Annotated in this window: 18 protein-coding genes; 8 read left to right on the top strand and 10 right to left on the bottom strand. The window is 71.2% G+C overall.

Features of this window, described 5'->3' with window-relative positions:
* The first annotated feature begins 22 nt into the window (after positions 1–22).
* On the top strand, positions 23–808 hold the full coding sequence (locus tag ACFC0D_RS17000) for an alpha/beta fold hydrolase (protein WP_376436060.1): 786 nt from the start codon (positions 23–25) through the stop codon (positions 806–808).
* Here the strand turns inward: ACFC0D_RS17000 and ACFC0D_RS16995 are convergent.
* Together ACFC0D_RS16995 and ACFC0D_RS16990 are read right to left on the bottom strand one after the other, a co-directional pair.
* Positions 780–3,296 (bottom strand): DUF4132 domain-containing protein, encoded by a 2,517-nt coding sequence (locus ACFC0D_RS16995; protein ID WP_376435937.1) that lies wholly within the window; start codon positions 3,294–3,296, stop codon positions 780–782. The genes ACFC0D_RS17000 and ACFC0D_RS16995 overlap by 29 nt on opposite strands.
* A 79-nt stretch (positions 3,297–3,375) precedes the next feature.
* Positions 3,376–4,608 carry an MFS transporter gene (locus tag ACFC0D_RS16990; RefSeq protein ID WP_376435934.1) on the bottom strand — a complete coding sequence of 411 codons (1,233 nt, stop codon included), beginning with the start codon at positions 4,606–4,608 and terminating at the stop codon, positions 3,376–3,378.
* An 86-nt stretch (positions 4,609–4,694) separates the two neighbouring features.
* Here ACFC0D_RS16990 and ACFC0D_RS16985 point away from each other — a divergent pair, with 86 nt between their 5' ends.
* Positions 4,695–5,240 (top strand): MarR family winged helix-turn-helix transcriptional regulator, encoded by a 546-nt coding sequence (locus tag ACFC0D_RS16985; protein ID WP_376435931.1) that lies wholly within the window; start codon positions 4,695–4,697, stop codon positions 5,238–5,240.
* On the opposite strand, the gene ACFC0D_RS16980 is transcribed toward ACFC0D_RS16985, so the two are convergent.
* The 7 genes from ACFC0D_RS16980 to ACFC0D_RS16950 all read right to left on the bottom strand — a co-directional run bounded on the left by ACFC0D_RS16980 (position 5,185) and on the right by ACFC0D_RS16950 (position 11,170).
* Complete coding sequence (locus tag ACFC0D_RS16980) at positions 5,185–6,312, bottom strand: serine hydrolase domain-containing protein (RefSeq protein ID WP_376435928.1); 1,128 nt, start codon at positions 6,310–6,312, stop codon at positions 5,185–5,187. The two genes, ACFC0D_RS16985 and ACFC0D_RS16980, sit on opposite strands and share 56 nt — an antisense overlap.
* A gap of 132 nt (positions 6,313–6,444) precedes the next feature.
* Positions 6,445–6,963 carry a hypothetical protein gene (locus tag ACFC0D_RS16975; RefSeq protein WP_376435925.1) on the bottom strand — a complete coding sequence of 173 codons (519 nt, stop codon included), beginning with the start codon at positions 6,961–6,963 and terminating at the stop codon, positions 6,445–6,447.
* A 95-nt stretch (positions 6,964–7,058) separates the two neighbouring features.
* The gene (locus ACFC0D_RS16970; protein WP_329116894.1) at positions 7,059–7,817 is read right to left on the bottom strand and encodes a succinate dehydrogenase iron-sulfur subunit; all 759 of its coding nucleotides are present in this window, start codon (positions 7,815–7,817) and stop codon (positions 7,059–7,061) included.
* The gene (sdhA, locus tag ACFC0D_RS16965; protein WP_376435922.1) at positions 7,817–9,571 is read right to left on the bottom strand and encodes a succinate dehydrogenase flavoprotein subunit; all 1,755 of its coding nucleotides are present in this window, start codon (positions 9,569–9,571) and stop codon (positions 7,817–7,819) included. The genes ACFC0D_RS16970 and sdhA overlap by 1 nt, the downstream gene beginning before the upstream one ends.
* 25 nt (positions 9,572–9,596) lie before the next feature.
* Positions 9,597–10,073, bottom strand: coding sequence for a succinate dehydrogenase hydrophobic membrane anchor subunit (locus ACFC0D_RS16960; RefSeq protein ID WP_329116889.1), 477 nt, complete (start codon positions 10,071–10,073; stop codon positions 9,597–9,599).
* Positions 10,074–10,081: 8 nt separating this feature from the next.
* On the bottom strand, positions 10,082–10,462 hold the full coding sequence (sdhC, locus tag ACFC0D_RS16955) for a succinate dehydrogenase, cytochrome b556 subunit (protein ID WP_352191932.1): 381 nt from the start codon (positions 10,460–10,462) through the stop codon (positions 10,082–10,084).
* A 192-nt stretch (positions 10,463–10,654) separates the two neighbouring features.
* Positions 10,655–11,170, bottom strand: a complete 516-nt coding sequence (locus ACFC0D_RS16950) for a 2-oxo-4-hydroxy-4-carboxy-5-ureidoimidazoline decarboxylase (RefSeq protein ID WP_376436057.1) — start codon at positions 11,168–11,170, stop codon at positions 10,655–10,657.
* Between the two features lie 215 nt (positions 11,171–11,385).
* Here ACFC0D_RS16950 and ACFC0D_RS16945 point away from each other — a divergent pair, with 215 nt between their 5' ends.
* From ACFC0D_RS16945 to ACFC0D_RS16930, 4 genes are all read left to right on the top strand, one after another.
* A complete protein-coding gene (locus ACFC0D_RS16945; RefSeq protein WP_376435919.1) occupies positions 11,386–12,996 on the top strand; it encodes a glycoside hydrolase family 20 protein in 1,611 nt (536 codons plus the stop codon).
* 46 nt (positions 12,997–13,042) lie between these two features.
* Positions 13,043–13,273, top strand: coding sequence for an antitoxin (locus tag ACFC0D_RS16940; protein ID WP_376435916.1), 231 nt, complete (start codon positions 13,043–13,045; stop codon positions 13,271–13,273).
* The gene (locus tag ACFC0D_RS16935; RefSeq protein WP_376435914.1) at positions 13,270–13,692 is read left to right on the top strand and encodes a type II toxin-antitoxin system VapC family toxin; all 423 of its coding nucleotides are present in this window, start codon (positions 13,270–13,272) and stop codon (positions 13,690–13,692) included. The genes ACFC0D_RS16940 and ACFC0D_RS16935 overlap by 4 nt, the downstream gene beginning before the upstream one ends.
* Before the next feature lie 149 nt (positions 13,693–13,841).
* Positions 13,842–14,390 carry a hypothetical protein gene (locus tag ACFC0D_RS16930; protein WP_376435911.1) on the top strand — a complete coding sequence of 183 codons (549 nt, stop codon included), beginning with the start codon at positions 13,842–13,844 and terminating at the stop codon, positions 14,388–14,390.
* 235 nt (positions 14,391–14,625) lie between these two features.
* On the opposite strand, the gene ACFC0D_RS16925 is transcribed toward ACFC0D_RS16930, so the two are convergent.
* Positions 14,626–15,360: a Clp protease N-terminal domain-containing protein gene (locus ACFC0D_RS16925; protein WP_376435909.1), complete on the bottom strand. Its 735-nt coding sequence runs from the start codon at positions 15,358–15,360 to the stop codon at positions 14,626–14,628.
* A gap of 75 nt (positions 15,361–15,435) precedes the next feature.
* Between ACFC0D_RS16925 and ACFC0D_RS16920 the strand changes: the two genes are divergently transcribed.
* Entirely contained in the window at positions 15,436–16,122 is a 687-nt protein-coding gene (locus ACFC0D_RS16920) for a hypothetical protein (RefSeq protein ID WP_376435907.1), read from the top strand.
* Positions 16,123–16,256: 134 nt separating this feature from the next.
* Positions 16,257–16,409: a hypothetical protein gene (locus ACFC0D_RS16915; RefSeq protein ID WP_376435904.1), complete on the top strand. Its 153-nt coding sequence runs from the start codon at positions 16,257–16,259 to the stop codon at positions 16,407–16,409.
* Positions 16,410–16,479: the final 70 nt, after the last annotated feature.

Below are 16,479 nucleotides of genomic sequence, written 5' to 3'. Positions count from 1 at the left end.
TACCGGACGCCTAAGGTGACGCCTGATGCTCTCTCATGACGTGGCCGGTGAAGGCCCTTCCACAGTTGTCCTGCTCCACTCCGGCGTCTGCGATCGGAGGATGTGGGACGCCCAGTTCGCGGCGCTGGCCGCCGCCGGGCACCGCGTGGTGCGCTGCGACCTCCGCGGCTTCGGCGAGACCCCGGTCGACCGCCCGCACACCCACTGCGACGACGTCGTGGAACTCCTCGACGCCCTCGGCGTCGAACGCGCCGTCCTCGTCGGTTCCTCCTTCGGCGGCGAGGTCGCCCTGGAGACCGCGGTCCGCCACGCCGACCGCGTCTCCGCGCTCGCGCTGCTCTGCTCCGGCATACCCGACTTCAACCCGAGCGACGAACTGCGCGCCTGGGGCCGACGCGAGGACGAGCTGCTCGAAGCGGGCGACCTGGACGGGGCGGTCGCGCTCAACGTCGACACCTGGCTCGGCCCGGAGGCCGACGACGAGGCGCGCGAGCGGGTACGGGTGATGCAGCGGCGCGCCTTCGACGTACAGCTCGCCGCCTCCGAGGAGTTCCGCCCGGTCGACGCCGGTGTGGCATCGGCGGAGCTGGCCGGGATCGACATGCCGTGCCTGGTCGTCTCCGGTGCCCACGACGTGCCCGACTTCCGGGAGATGTCGGCCCGACTCGCGACGCTGCTGCCCGGCGCCCGTCACGTCGAACTGGAGTGGGCAGCCCACCTTCCCGCCCTGGAGCGCCCCGAGGAGACGAGCGCGCTGCTCGCCGGCTTCCTGGCGGAGGTCAGAGCCCCCGGCGTATCCGTGAAGTGATCGTGCGGTCGGTGATCCCCCCGTCGGCGGCGAGCAGGAACGCCTTCGAGAGGATCACCGACAGCATCCCGCCGTCCTCCTCGAACGGCAGGAACACCCTCTCCGGGGCCTGCGGAGATCGGTCCGCCTCGATGTGCAGCGGGGCGTCCTCCGGCTCCATCAGGACGTTCCCCGAGCCCAGGTGGATCCGGTACGCGCGCAGCTCGCCCCGGACCCGAAGGAACCGCTCCGTCAGCTCCGTCCGGTCGGCGATCCCGGTGCGCGGCAGCAGCCGGGCAAGCGTCTCGCGGCGGATCCGGGCCGCGGCGGTCAGCTCGCCGAACGACCAGCTCTGCCAGTACCCGTCGTACGCCCGCTCCTCACCGCGGTCCCGCCAGTCCGGGTCCGCGCCGATGGACGCCACTCCCACGAACAGATCGACGTCCCGCAGCGCTTCCGACAGCACGAGCGCCGGTACGTCGGCCGGTGCCACCCGCTCCCAGAGGCCTCGCGTCCCGGCAGGGGCCGAGCGGCGCTCGAAGCGGACCTGGTCGGTGGAGCAGAGTGCGGCGACCCCGCTTGCGGAGGCGCCCGCGTCGACCAGCTCGAGGAAGAACCGGGCCCGCCAGAACACCCCCTCGTCCACCGGTAGATCACCGGGGCGCGGCAGGTCCCGCACCATCTCGGAGGAGCCGCCCTCCCCGAAGTAGCCCAGGTGGCCTCCGGTCCAGCCGCGCTCGGCCATCAGGGCGCGCGCCTGGCCGTAGCGCAGGATGTGTCCGGCGAAACGGTTGGAGTAGGAGCCGGTCGCCACCTCGGCCGGGGTGAGCGGGTACACCTCGCGGAAGACCTGCTTGAACGGCTGGCGCAGCTCCCGCTCCGTCAGCTCGGCCCGCCATTCGGCCACGTCCTCGGCCTCGGTGCGGATCGGATGCCACAGGCGCAGCCGGGATCCGGGGGAGACGGGGATCGCCGTGCCGTCCGCGCCGGCCAGCGCCCAGCCGCCGCCGGTCCGCTCCGGCACACCGGCCGTCCAGCGCTCGTCGGCGTCCGGGGCGACCTCCCACAGCAGCACACGGGCGGCGGAACCGGTCACCGGGTGGTCGATGTAGTACCGCTCCCAGTCCTCCGCCGGCCAGGTCGTCCCCGCCGCCAGGTGGTCCTCCAGCCGGGCCCGCTCCAATGCCAGCAGGGTCCTGAGCTCCTTCAACGCGACGCGGAGCGGCGCGAGTCGCTCGCCGTACGCTTCCCGGGCCGCCTTCGGCGCCGACTTCAGCACCCTGCCCTGGGGGCCCCGGAACGACAGCGAGGCCACGCCGGGCTCCTGCACGGAGAGCACGGCGGTGTACTCCCCGAGCGCCTCCTCCCGCATCCCCCGCCCGTCGAGCCCATGGGTCGGCACCCCGCGCTCCCGCAGCATCCCCGGAGTGAGCCCGGCCCGCCCGGCGACGGTCTCCAGGGCCTTCGTGATGGCTTTGGCGACCGCCCTGTTGCGAATTCTGCCCCTGAGCCGCCCGAGCCACTGGACGGCGTCGGCGGCCCGTTCGCCCTCGCAGGTTCCGAGGACGGCGACTCCTGCCGAGGCGAGCTTGGCGCTGCGGCAGATCCCGCCCGAGCCGCCCGTGCCCGTACCGGCGTTCAGCGCCACGGCTCCTACGGTGGGCACCACCCAGGAGCCGGTCAGGCCGGATGCCGCCCACAGGGCCCCGCGCACGATCGCCTCGTTGCGCTCGCCGACGAGGCCCGGCTCGCGGTGGACGCCCATGGGATGAGGCGCTACCACCGCGTGCTCGGCCTGCTCCGCGACCCCGTCGAGCAGCGCCCGCACCAGCTCGTCGCCGGGCTCCACCGCGGCGAGCAGCTCCCCGGCGGCCTTCTGCCACTTCCGGGTCGGCCGGGACGTGCCGAGCGCCGCGCAGTGCTCCAGGAACGCCCGCACGCCGGACGCCGCGAGCAGCTCCGGGTGCTCGGCCCGCATGCGCGGCCCGTAGGCGTCCTCGTCGTTCAGCAGCGCCGACGGCAGTCCGGTGGCGTCGGGCGTCCCGGGGCCGATCAGCCGGTCCAGAGCCTCCCGTATCGCGGCGTTCTCCGAACCCTCCTCCTGATCGCCCCAGGCCGACAGGGAGGCCTTGCGGGCCGCCCGCATCAGGGCCCGGTCGCACCCGCCCACCTCGAGGGCGGCGGCCAACGGGAGCCGCATCAGCGGACCGTACTCCTGGAGCAGCTGCATCGGATCGACCATGGCCATCACGCCCACGAGCCGTTCGAGCAGCTCCTCCGCCTGGGACACCGACCATCCGAGCGGCCGCCCGGCCAGCCAGGACACGCTCCAGTCGGTGACCCGGTCCGCGCCCGCCCGGCACTGGTTCCGGTGGATCCACAGGGCGGCCCTGCGCAGCTCGTCGGGCGACAGCCCCTGGAGCAGCTCCTGGACAGCGGTGCCCCCCTGGGTCCGCTGCCGCACCCCCGCCTCGTACAGCCTGACTTCCAGACTCGTCGTCCCCACCATGCCCGTGACGGTACGGGGCGCCACTGACATCCGGAACGGCGGGGACGGCCCTGGACGGCGCGCCGCGGACCCCGCCCCCTCAGCCGAACTTCCGTACCCCCGGAACCAGCGCCGTCCCCAGGCAGCAGCCGCCCACCACCACCGCGGCGGCGATCAGCGGGACCTCCGGGCCCCAGGCGGAGGCGGCGAGGGGGGCCAGGGCGTAGCCGAGCGGCATGGCGGCCAGGGAGAGCAGCCAGTCGTAGGACGTGACACGGGCCAGGGCATGGGCGGGGATCGCCTGTTGGACGGCGGTCTCCCAGACGGGGGAGAGGAAGCCGAGGCCGGCCTGGGCGAGCCCGTACGCGGCGATGGTCAACGGCGCGGGCGCGGGCAGGGCGAGCAGGAGCAGCGGCAGGGCGTACGTGGCGAGGCCGAGGTTGGCCATGAGGACGGGGCGCCGGGGGCGCACGCGGTGGGCGAGCAGCGAGCCGAGCAGGAGGCCCACCGCGCCGGTCTGAAGGAACGCCAACCACACCCCCTTGCCGCCGAGCTGGGTGAGGGCGATCGACGGGCCGAGGGTCATCAGGACGGCGGCGGCGCCGTTCCAGGCGCCGTGGCCGACGAGGCTGGTCCAGTACCAGTCGCGGGACCTGACCTCCTGCCAGCCCTCCTTGAGGTCGGCGCGCAGCGAGCGGCGGGGGATCGGCACCCGCTCCACCCGTACGGCGAGGAGCAGCGCGGCGCTGATCGCGAACGTGGCCGCGTCCAGGACGAACGCCCACCCGGCGCCCGCCGTCAGGATCAACGTGCCGGCGAGGGCCGGCCCGCCGATGCGGGTGGCACTCCGGGCGATGCCCATGGCCGCGTTGGCGCGCTGGAGCGCCTCCGGGGCCACGGTCCCCTTGACGAGGGGCGACCCGGTCGGCATCGAGAACGCGCCGGCCGCGCCGCCGAGGACCTCGGCGGCGGCGATGACCCAGAGGGAAGGCTCACCGCTCAGCAGCTGGGCGCCGACGAGGAGTTGGGTCGCGCAGCGGACGAGATCGGTGGTCAGGGCTACCGTACGGGCGTTGAAGCGATCGCCGACGACTCCACCCACCGGCAGCAGGAGCAGCTTGGGGACCATCGCGCAGGCCAGGACGAGCGCGAGCGCGGAGGACGAGCCGGTGGCGTCCCAGACGGCGATGGCGAGGGCGGCCGGGATGGCGGCGTCACCGAGGAGGGACAGGGTGCGGCCGGCGAAGAGCAGTCGGAAGGAGCGGGTGCGCAGCGGGTGGGGGACGGGTGCGGGCATGGACACGGGTGCCGTGTCGGAAGGGACGGCGGGCATGACCACGACAGTATTTCGGCAGCGAATAGTTCGTCAACGAAATATTTGGTGTCGAAGGGATCTGGAGGGCGACGTACGATCGATCCATGGAGTCGACCGAGCCCTCGGGGCCGACGCAGCGGGACTGGACCGACGAGCATGTGGCCCAGTGGCAGCCGGTGCTGCCCGGCCTCGACCCGGTCGTGGAGGGCGCGGTCACCCGGATGAAGAAGCTCTCCGTCCATCTGCGGCGGGTGCGCGAACAGTCCCTCGTGGACTTCGACCTGGAGCGGTTCGAGTTCGACACCCTCCACAAGCTCGCAGGCCGCGGCGGCAGCGCCGCACCCTCCGAACTGGCCCAGGACCTCGACCTCGCCCCCGCCTCGGTCACCGGTCGCCTCGACGCCCTGGAGAAGCGCGGCTTCGTCCGCCGCACCCAGTCCACGACCGACCGCCGCCGCGTCGTCGTCGAACTCACCGCCTCGGGCCGTGAGACCTGGCTCGGTGCGATGGACGTCCTCGGTCACGAGGAGTACCGCCTCCTCGGCGTCCTCGACGAGGACGAACGCACCGTCCTCAACGACCTGCTCCGCCGCGTCATGGTTGCGGCAGAGTCGCCGGACGGCTCTTCCGACGCTCCTCGTACCCCTTGAAGCCGGCCTGCGCGATCCGGATGACCCGGGCCACCTCCTGGTCCACGTCCTTGCCGGTCGGCAGCGTCGAGTACACCACCACCCGGTCCAGGTCCGGCGTCGCGAACACCCCGCTCGTGTAACCCCGGTTGGTCCCGGTCTTGCCCCAGACCAGCGGCCCGCCGTCGGGCAGCCGGGTGCGCGTCAGGCCGCCGTGACTGAAGCTCGCACCGGGTATGGGCGGAGTCGTGAACAGCAGCTTCCGCTCGGCGGGTTCCAGCAGACCGCCGCGCATCAGGGCGTTCATGAAGCGTGTGAGCTCGGGGGCCGTGGAGACCATGCCGCCCTCGGCCCAGGCCCAGTCGTCGGCGGGAAGCGAGGTGTGCCGCAGGCCGAGGGGGCGCAGCACCCGGTCGCGGAGCTCTTCGCGGTACGTCCGGCCCGTCACCTTCTCGACGACCAGACCCACGATGAAGTAGTTGATGCCGTTGTACTGGACGGTCGCGCCCGGAGTCGTCGGGGTGCCGCAGGACACCGCGGAGGTCACGATCTCCACCGGCGTCCCGGGCTTGAAGCACTCCGGCTTCTGCAGACCGCTGCTGTGGCTGAGCAACTGCCCGACGGTGATGGGCGAGTACGAGGCGGGGAGCAGGCCGGGCAGAAGCTCCTGGACGGTGTCGTCCAGTGACAGCCGGCCCTCGCCGACGAGCTGGAGCGCCATGGCCGAGGTGAAGAGCTTGGTGACGCTGCCGATGGCGAACGGCGCGTCCGCGGGCGCCGTCCACTCGCCCGCGGTCCCGGTCCATCGCCCGTCGCGCCCGGAGACCTTGACCATCGCCCCGCGCACGTATTCGTCGGGCAGCCCGGCGAGCGCGGCCCGCAGTGCGGCCCGGTCGACGGTTCCGCTCAACGCGCCGTGCGCGTCGGGCGGTGTCGCGACCGAGATCGTGGCCAGGGGCGCCGCCGATGCCCCCGTGCGGGAGCCCGGGGTCGCCGCCGTGGCCGGTACGGTCGCTGCGAGGACGCCGACGAGGGCGGCCCCGGCCGCCGCCGTCATCGCCCAACCCGACGTGCTGATCCGTGAGTTCGTCATGGATCAAGAATCCCGCCGGATGATCGTCCGGCCCATCGGGGACGACCCTGGTCGGCCCCCGACTCGACCCGGAAGGGATCCCCGGCCCGACCCTGACGGCGGGCAGCAGCACGCCGCCTCCCGGATCGACCCCTACATGCTCAGCGAGCGCGCGTAGTTGAGCTGCGCCATCACCCGGTGCATGGTGTCCGGGCCGGTCGCGGGGATCATCGTGGCGTGGTGCCGGCCGCCGCTGGTCACCGTGACCTGGATGAAGCCGGTGGTCGTCTTCTCCTTCATCAGCAGGAACAGCAGGCCCAGCAGACAGAAGATGAAGAAGATGACGGCCAGCACGATCGCGACCGTGGGCATCTTCTCCTCGGTCCGCGACATGTCCATCGCGTTCCACACCGCGCCCTTGAGGGGCATCGCACCGGCCGGAGTGATGATCTGGTCCCCGACGACCGTGATGTCGCCGAGGCTCAGCACCGGCGCACCGCCACCGCCCTGCACCGCCGGCGCGTGCTGCGGCGGCACCGGAATGCCCGGCAGCGTCGGCTGGTACTGCTGCCCCGGCACCGGCTGCGGATACCCGTAACCGGGCGCCCCCGCCTGCTGGTCGGGACCCCACTGGTACTCGCCGCTGTCCTTGTAGGGGTTCGGCTCGCTCATCTCTCCCCGTCCTCCGTTGTGAAAGCCCGCTGACGAAAAAGCCCGCCTCTGCACGCTGAGCGTACAGAAGCGGGCTTCCCCGCAGTGACCAGGTGTCAGAAGCGACGCGTGATCAGCGCACGCTTCACTTCCTGGATCGCCTTCGTGACCTCGATGCCACGCGGGCAGGCGTCCGTGCAGTTGAACGTCGTACGGCAACGCCACACGCCGTCCTTGTCGTTCAGGATCTCCAGGCGCTGCTCGCCCGCCTCGTCACGCGAGTCGAAGATGAAGCGGTGCGCGTTGACGATCGCGGCCGGACCGAAGTACTGGCCGTCGTTCCAGAAGACCGGGCAGGACGACGTGCACGCGGCGCACAGGATGCACTTGGTGGTGTCGTCGAAACGCTCGCGGTCCTCGGCCGACTGCAGACGCTCGCGCGTCGGCTCGTTGCCCTTGGTGACCAGGAACGGCATGACGTCCCGGTACGCCTGGAAGAAGGGCTCCATGTCGACCACGAGGTCCTTCATCACCGTGAGGCCCTTGATGGCCTCGACGGTGATCGGCTTCTCGGGGTTGATGTCCTTGATCAGCGTCTTGCAGGCGAGCCTGTTCTTGCCGTTGATCCGCATCGCGTCCGAGCCGCAGATGCCGTGCGCGCACGAGCGACGGAAGGTCAGCGTGCCGTCGACGTCCCACTTGATCTTGTGGAGGGCGTCGAGCACACGCTCCTTCGGGTCGATCTCGATCTGGAAGTCCTCCCAGACCGACGCGTCCGACACCTCGGGGTTGAAGCGGCGGATGCGCATCGTGATCGTGATGTACGGGGAGGCGGCGGACTCCGCCTCGACCTTGTCCAGTACGGGGGTAGCCATCAGTACTTACGCTCCATCGGCTGGTAGCGGGTCTGGACGACCGGCTTGTAGTCGAGACGGACGGTCTCGGAGCCGTCCTCGCCGACCTCGCGGTACGCCATGGTGTGGCGCATGAAGTTGACGTCGTCGCGGTTCGGGTAGTCCTCGCGGTAGTGACCGCCGCGGGACTCCTTGCGCGCCAGGGCCGAGACGGCCATGACCTCGGCCAGCTCGAGCAGGTTGCCCAGCTCGATCGCCTCGAGGAGGTCCGTGTTGAAGCGCTTGCCCTTGTCCTGGATGGACACGTTCTCGTAGCGCTCGCGCAGCTCGGCGATCTTCTCGACGGCCGTCTTGATCGTCTGCTCGGTGCGGAACACCATCACGTTGGCGTCCATCGTCTCCTGGAGCTCACGACGGATGTCGGCCACCCGCTCGTTGCCCGTGGAGTTGCGCAGCTTCTCGATCTGCGAGACGACCAGGGACTCCGGGTTCTCCGGGAGCTCGACGTAGTCGTGCTTGGCGGAGTACTCGGCGGCGGCGATGCCGGAGCGCTTGCCGAAGACGTTGATGTCGAGCAGCGAGTTGGTGCCCAGACGGTTGGCGCCGTGCACGGAGACACAGGCGACCTCGCCGGCCGCGTACAGGCCCGGGACGACGGTGGTGTTGTCCGCCAGGACCTCACCCTCGACGTTGGTCGGGATGCCGCCCATGGCGTAGTGCGCGGTGGGCTGGATCGGGATCGGGTCCGTGTACGGCTCGATGCCGAGGTACGTACGGGCGAACTCGGTGATGTCCGGGAGCTTGGCGTCGAGCTGCTCCGGCGGAAGGTGCGTCAGGTCCAGGTACACGTGGTCGCCCTCGGGGCCGCAGCCACGGCCCTCGCGGATCTCCGTGTAGATGGAGCGCGAGACGACGTCACGGGACGCGAGGTCCTTCATGACCGGCGCGTACTTCTCCATGAAGCGCTCGCCGTCCTTGTTGCGGAGGATGCCGCCCTCACCACGGGCGCCCTCCGTCAGCAGGATGCCCATGCGCCAGATGCCCGTCGGGTGGAACTGGAAGAACTCCATGTCCTCCAGCGGCAGGCCGCGCCGGTAGCAGGCCGCCTGGCCGTCACCCGTCAGCGTGTGCGCGTTGGAGGTCACCTTGAAGAACTTGCCCGTGCCGCCGGAGGCGTAGATCACGGCCTTGGCCTGGAAGATGTGGATCTCGCCGGTGGCCAGCTCGTACGCGACCACACCGGCGGACTTCTTGACGCCGTCGACCTCGGTGATCAGCTGGTCCAGGACGTAGAACTCGTTGAAGAACTCCACGCCCTCCTTGACGCAGTTCTGGTAGAGCGTCTGGAGGATCATGTGGCCGGTGCGGTCCGCGGCGTAGCAGGACCGGCGGACCGGCGCCTCGCCGTGGTTGCGGGAGTGACCGCCGAAGCGGCGCTGGTCGATGGTGCCGTTCGGGGTCCGGTTGAACGGCAGACCCATCTTCTCCAGGTCGAGGACGGCGTCGATGGCCTCCTTCGCCAGGATCTCGGCGGCGTCCTGGTCGACCAGGTAGTCACCACCCTTGACCGTGTCGAAGGTGTGCCACTCCCAGTTGTCCTCCTCCACGTTGGCCAGCGCGGCGGCCATGCCGCCCTGCGCGGCGCCCGTGTGGGAGCGGGTGGGGTAGAGCTTGGTCAGCACGGCGGTGCGGCTGCGCTTCGTCGACTCGATGGCGGCGCGCATGCCGGCGCCGCCGGCGCCGACGATGACGGTGTCGTACTTGTGGATCTTCATGACGTGGATTACCTCAGCCCCGTGCCTAGCGGATGTTCGGGTCGAAGGTGAAGATCACCAGCGTGCCCAGAAGGATGGTGAACACCGTGGCGGTGTACAGCAGGCCCTTGAGCCACAGGCGCGTGTTGGCCCGCTCCGCGTAGTCGTTGATGACCGTGCGGAGGCCGTTGGCGCCGTGCAGCATGGCGAGCCAGAGCATCAGCAGGTCCCAGACCTGCCAGAACGGGGACGCCCAGCGGCCGGCCACGAAGGCGAAGCCGATCTTGGAGACGCCGCCGTCGAGGAAGAGCTGGATCAGCAGGTGGCCGAGGACCAGGACGACGAGGACGATGCCCGAGAGGCGCATGAAGAGCCACGCGGCCATCTCGAAGTTGCCTCGGGTCGCCCGCGGCGTCTTGCCGGTGCGCTTGCGGGGGGCCTCGATGTACGGGGCCGGGTTGTCCACGTCGTAGTGGGCCGCGCCCTCGACGGGACCGATCGCGGAAGTGGTGTCAGCAGACATGTCTGGCGTCAGCTCCCGAACAGTTCACGTGCGGCGTGGCCGAGGACGGGGTAGATGGAGCCCGCCATCAGCACGACCCAGATGCCCACGACGGTCCAGAGCATCTGCTTCTGGTAGCGCGGGCCCTTGGACCAGAAGTCCACGGCGATGACCCGGAGGCCGTTCAGCGCGTGGAAGAGAATGGCGGCGACCAGGCCGTACTCGAGGAGTGCGACGATCGGCGTCTTGTACGTGGCGACCACGTCGTCGTACGCCTCGGGGGAGACGCGGACGAGAGCGGTGTCCAGCACGTGTACGAACAGGAAGAAGAAGATGAGGACGCCGGTGACTCGATGAGCCACCCAGGACCACATTCCTTCCCGGCCGCGGTACAGCGTTCCAGCCGGCACGGAAAAACCCTCCGGGAGCGGGGATCAGGGTCGGCCGGCTTCAGTGTCGGTCTGACCCGGCCGGGTACGGTCCACCGGCCCCGGTCATCGTAGCGACGACTTGTCGGTTCGCTCGCGCGGGGTCCATAGGTGTGATCAAAGATGCACGGACGGACTATCGGCTGGGCCGGAATCGCCGTATTCCGGACGGAATCACGAGGTGGCGATTCCGAATGTGAGGCGGATGCGGGCGAGCCGCCGGAGCTCGTCGGCGGCGATCACCCGCTCCTCCTCCGGTTCGTTGCCGAGCCGTGACCGGATGCCGGCGAGGACCTGGTCGAGGCGCTCACCGGGGCGAACGCCGTCGAGACTGATCACGAAGGCGTGCCCGAACCTGCTCTCGTACGCGGCGTGGGCGGCCCGCAGGGCGGTGTGTGCCGCGGGCGGGGCGTCGGGGTGCGGCGCGGCGGAGGACTCGGCGGCCAGCGCCTCGTCGAGATCGGCGGCGGACAGGTCGTAACCGGCCTCGTCGGCGGCGGCGAGCAGCGCGTCGAGGGTGGGGTACGGGCGGTGCGCGGTCACCCGTTCGGCCCAGCGGCGGCTGTGGCAGCAGGAGAGGAGCAGCTCCTGGGCGTCAGCTGCCGGGGCCACGTTGAAGCGCCTGAGACCGGCGAGGTGGCGGGGGCTGCCGTGCTGGGCAGGTATCGCGGGAGTGGCGGCGGAGCCCAGGTTCCGGGAAGAGGCACGGGTGTCGCTGGTCAGCGTGGACTCCGGGAAAGGTGGGGTGGGTGTGACGCAACGTTATCGACGGGCAGGGGGAACTGTCCGACGGATGCGCGATTTTCACCCGGAAGGGAGAGTTTCGGAACGTACGCGTGACGTTTCGGCGTCGCCGCCCGCCCCCGAATGGCCCTACCTCACTCCCTGAGGGAGGATTCCCAGTGATGCGGTACGCCATACGAAGGCCCCAGGTGGGCCCCACTCTCCTCGCGGCCGCGGTGGCACTGGCCACCGTGACGGCCTGCTCCGACGGCTCCTCCTCCGGCCCCGGCGGACCCACGTCCGGATCCGGAACGCCGACGTCCGTGACCAGCGCGGCGCCGGAGCCGAGCCCCACGCCCACCCGGACGTACCCGCTCTCCACCGCCCCGCTCACCGTCCCGGCCGTCCGCACCCACGAGGCGGCCCGCGGCCCGGGCTGGCGCCCCACGCCCGAGGCCGGCGTCGTCATCGCCCAGGGCAGCGAGGGGCTCGCCGACGAGGGACGGCTGCTCGCGGGGGAGCTCAAGATCGCGTACCGGGGCGCCGTCGCCGCGCGTGCGGGCGACGTCGAGCTGGCGCTCGGCGGGAAGGGCGCCCCCGAGTCGTACACCCTCACCACCCGCGACGACCGGGTCCGGATAGCCGGCCCCGACCAGGCGGGTGTCTTCTACGGCACCCGGACCCTCAAGCAGTCGGTGACGGGCTCCGGCGCGATGCCCGAGGGCGTCGTCACCGACGCGCCGGCCAAGCCCCAGCGCGGCCTCAACCTGGACATCGCCCGCAAGCACTTCACCGCGGAGTGGATCGAAGCCCGGATGCGGGAGATGGCCGACCTCAAGCTCAACCAGCTCGGTCTGCACTTCTCCGACGACCAGGCGTTCCGCATCGAGTCCACCTCGCACCCCGAGATCGTCACCGATCCGCACCTGACGACGGCGGAGGTGAAGCGCATCCTGGCCCTCGGCGAACGCCTGCACATCGACGTCTTCGGCGAGATCGACTCGCCCGGACACCTCGGCGCCGTACTGCGCGCCTACCCGCAGCTCCAGCTGCGCAATGTGCAGGGCGTGCCGCGGCAGGGCGCGATCGACATCTCCAAGCCGGAGTCGGCGGAGCTCATCGACGACCTGCTGCGCGAGTACACGGCGCTGTTCGGCGGCCGGTGGTTCCACATCGGGGCCGACGAGTACCAGGCGCTGACCGTCAGCGACCCCGCCGCCTCCTACCCGCAGCTGGCGAGCGCGGCCCGTGAGAAGTACGGCCCGGGCGCCGGCGTCCAGGACCTGACCGAGGGCTGGATGAACGACCGCGCAGCCGTGGTGCGCGCCGCGAAGCAGACGCCGAAGGCCTGGAACGACGGCTTCTTCCGGGGCGGGGTCGTCACCGCCGACAAGGACATCGAGGTCGAGTACTGGACCGGCAAGGAGATCGGCGCCCGGCCGCCCACGGAGTTTCTGGCCGAGGGCCGCAAGGTCGTGAACCTCAACGACGAGTTCCTGTACTACGTCCTCGGCGAGCCGAACCAGTTCACGTACCCCACCGGCCGCCGGATCTACGAGCAGTGGACCCCGCTCGTGCTGCGCGGCACGACCCCCGTCCCGGCGCGGTACGGACCCCAGATCCTGGGCGGCCGGTTCGCCGTCTGGTGCGACCTGTCCAGGTCGCAGACGCAGGCGCAGGTGGCGGACGGGATCCGGATGCCGCTCACGGCGACGGCGCAGAAGCTGTGGGACGAGCGGAAGCCGACGATGAGCTGGGAGCAGTTCCAGCAGCTGGCGGTGCGGGTCCGGTAGGTGACAGCTGCTAGCAGAATGCTTGCGATGCGGCTAGAGTTGTTGCATGGCGACTCTCTATGTGCGAGACCTGTCCGAGGAAGCGCTGACCGAGCTGAAGATAAGGGCCGCCCGCAGCCGGCAGTCCCTGCAGGCCTATGCGCGGACCTTGTTGGAGCAGGAAGCCGCGACGCCTTCGCTGGAAGACGTGATCGCCCGCATCCAGGACCGTGCGACGGCGCGGCTCTCCACCGAGGACGTGCTCGACGAGATCGACCGGGGAAGGCGGCGCGAGTGATCGTCGTGGACGCCGGTGCGCTCGTCATGCTGCTCGCCGACGCGGGGTCTGTCGGCGCGGCACTGAGGGAGCGGGTGAAGGGGGAGCGCCTGCTCGCTCCGTACCTGGTGGACGTCGAGGTGACGTCCGCTCTCCTCGGCAGGCATCGCGGCGGAAAACTGACCGACAGGGAGCTGGACGACGCCGGCGCGGCGTTCGCCGTGCTCCCGCTGCGCAGGTCGGAGCACTTGTTCCTGCTGCCGCGTGTGCGTGAGCTCTACGCGAACCTCAGTGCGTACGACGCCGTGTACGTGGCGCTGGCCGAGGGGTACGACGTTCCGCTCGTGACGAGTGACGGCCGGATCAGGGACGGCGTGCGGGCCACCCGGGCCAAATGTCAGGTCGAGGTGTTCAACGAGAAGACCCACGGCCCCTCGTAGGTCGCCGCAGTCCTCGCGATCCTCTTTGTCCGGCGTTTGACCTCTATGCAACACCGCAAGGCCGCTGGCATGATTCCGGCCGCGCAGTGACGTAATCGCGCCAAGCGGCGCAGTAAGGGGAAGTACTGCGTCCGCAACGGGAGGCATGCATGAGCCTGCTGGAACTGATCGACCAGGCCGACGAGCGGAGTCTGGCGGCCGCCGGACTCGCCTGTCTGGACCGGTGTCTGCCGCTGCTCGCCCCCGAGGGCGGGGAGGTGCTGCGGCCCGTCTGGGCGGCGGTCGCGCGTGGCGACGGCGGGGCCTGGGGCGAGGCGATGGCCAAGGCCCGGGTCGAGCTGGGCGCTGACGCCGGGGACGAGGCGGTGGCCGGGCTCGTACGGGAGATGCTGGACGCCGCGCCCGCCGAGTGGGCCGAGGAACCGCTGCGCGAGTGGGCCTCCGAATGCTCCGTCACCGCGCTGGCCCTGCACGGCCGGTACGACGCGGCCGAGGTCACCGACGAGTCGATCGAGCGCTGCCGGGCCGGGGACGGCGCCGGCGCGGGGCCGCTCCTCGCGGGCGAGCTGCGCCGGCAGGAGACCGTCCTCGAATCGGTCGCGCACGGGCCGACGGGACTGCGCCGGGCCCGCGAGCTCTCCACGGAAGGCGGCCGAGTGCTCCGCGCCGTCGTCTCCCGCCGGGCCCGCACGGCCTGACGGCCCGGTCGGGCCCGCCGGTCGTCTCCCGCCGGCCCGCACGGCCTGACGGTCGGGTCATGCCCCGCCGTCGTCTCCTGCCGGGCCCGCACGGCCTGGTCGGGCCCCATCAGCTCTCGTACGGACGAATGGCCGGGCACCGCACCCTTCGGGGTACCCGGCCACTCCCGTACGGACAACAAGTGGCCGGGCGCCCCTCTCGGGGCACCCGGCCACAGCCGTCGTTCCGCTGCCGTCATTCCGTCGGCTTCACCGCGAGTTCGTCGATCGCCGCCGCGATGTCCGCCTCCGCCTGCGCCTTGTCGAGGCCGAGGCCGGTCAGGACGCCGTCGCCGTCCTCGAACTCCAGCAGCGCCAGCAGGATGTGCTCCGTGCCGACGTAGTTGTGGCCGAGCCGGAGCGCCTCGCGGAAGGTCAGCTCCAGGACCTTCTTCGCCGCCGCGTCGTACGGGGTGAGCGCGGGCGCCTCCTCGGCCGCCGCGGGCAGCGTCGGGGTGACCGCGGCGCGCAGCGCCTCCGGTGTCACGCCCTGCGCGGTGATCCAGTGCATCGCGATGCCCTCGGGCTCCGCGAGCAGGCCGAGGGCCACGTGCCCGGTGCCGATCTCGGCGTTTCCGGCGGCCGTCGCCTCGTTCTGGGAGGCGACCACGACGTTCCTGGCCCGGGGGGTGAAGCGGCTGAACCCGGCGTTCGGGTCCATCTTCTCCGCGTCCGGGTCCTTGGGGACGAAGCGCTTCTGGGCCGCCTGGCGGGTGACGCCCATGCTCCTGCCGATGTCGGTCCAGGAGGCGCCCGAGCGCCGGGCCTGGTCGACGAAGTGTCCGATCAGATGGTCGGCCACGTCGCCGAGATGGTCCGCGGCGATCACCGCGTTCGACAGCTGGTCGAGCGCGTCGGTGTTGGTCTTCTTGATCGCTTCGATGAGGTCGTCGAGCCGGACGGGGACGGTCATGCCGACTGGTTTCGTCATAGAGGCAACCCTAGGTTGACAGTCCTTGGCTGTCAACCGTCGGTTGACAGTTCGGCGGGCGCCATGATGATCGCCATGACGACGACGAGCGATCCCACCGCACCCGGCATCACCGCCGACGACCTCCAGCACGCCGTCCGCCTCTCCCTCACCACCCTGCGCGGCGCCGCGGTCACGACCACCGCCGCCGACTGGCAGCACCCCGCCGGCACCCTGACCTGGAGCTGCTGGGAGACCGTCGAGCACCTCGCCGACGACCTCTTCGCCTACGCGGCCCAGCTCGGCCTCGACGCACCGGCGCTCGACACCGAGGTGCCCTTCCTCTGGGAGCGGCGCCGTGAGGGCGGCCCCGCCAATGTCACGTACGCCGATCCCGAGGCCGGGACCACCGGGCTGCTCCATGTGCTGGAGTCCTGCGGCGCGATGCTGACCGCCGTGGTCCGCACCGTCCCCGCGGACCGGCGCGCGTACCACTGCTTCGGTCTCTCCGACGCCGAGGGCTTCGCGGCCATGGGCATCGTCGAGACCCTCGTCCACACCCATGACATCGCCACCGGCCTCGGCGTCCCGTTCCACCCGCCGGCCGGCCTCTGCGGTCAGGTGCTCGGCCGGCTCTTCCCCGACGCCCCGACGGACACGGACCGCTGGCCGACCCTGCTGTGGGCCACCGGCAGGGGTGAACTCCCCGGGCGCGAACGGCGCACCTCCTGGCGCTGGTTCGCCGCTCCGAAGGGGGGAGCGGCAGCCGGTCCGGCGGTGTGACCGCGGGAAGCCTCTGACCCGGCGGTGTGACCAGCGCCACCTCCGCCACCTGTGACACTTGCGCCCCGCAGGTCGCTTGGTTGGGCATGTGCCGGGAATCCGAACCCGCGCCCGTCGTACCGTCCGCCGACGCAATGCGCGCCCATGTCGTCGAACGGCTCACGGCCAGGAGCCGGCTCCCGCTCGGAAAGGTCGTCAACCGATTCGAGACAGGTCCGGAGGAATCCGTACAGCGCTTCTGTCTGCTGCTGCACGGGCGGACCAGGACGCCTGTGCGCTGCCTGTGAACCAGTGACGTTTCTCCGGGCCCGCGCGCTGAAGGGAGGGGGACGGCGCGTCGCGCCCTGCCCCATGGGG

Source organism: Streptomyces sp. NPDC056222, assembly GCF_042264065.1.
Classification (GTDB): Bacteria; Actinomycetota; Actinomycetes; order Streptomycetales; family Streptomycetaceae; genus Streptomyces.
Note: the sequence above shows the minus strand (reverse complement) of the source record. Positions and strands in the feature narration are given on the sequence as shown.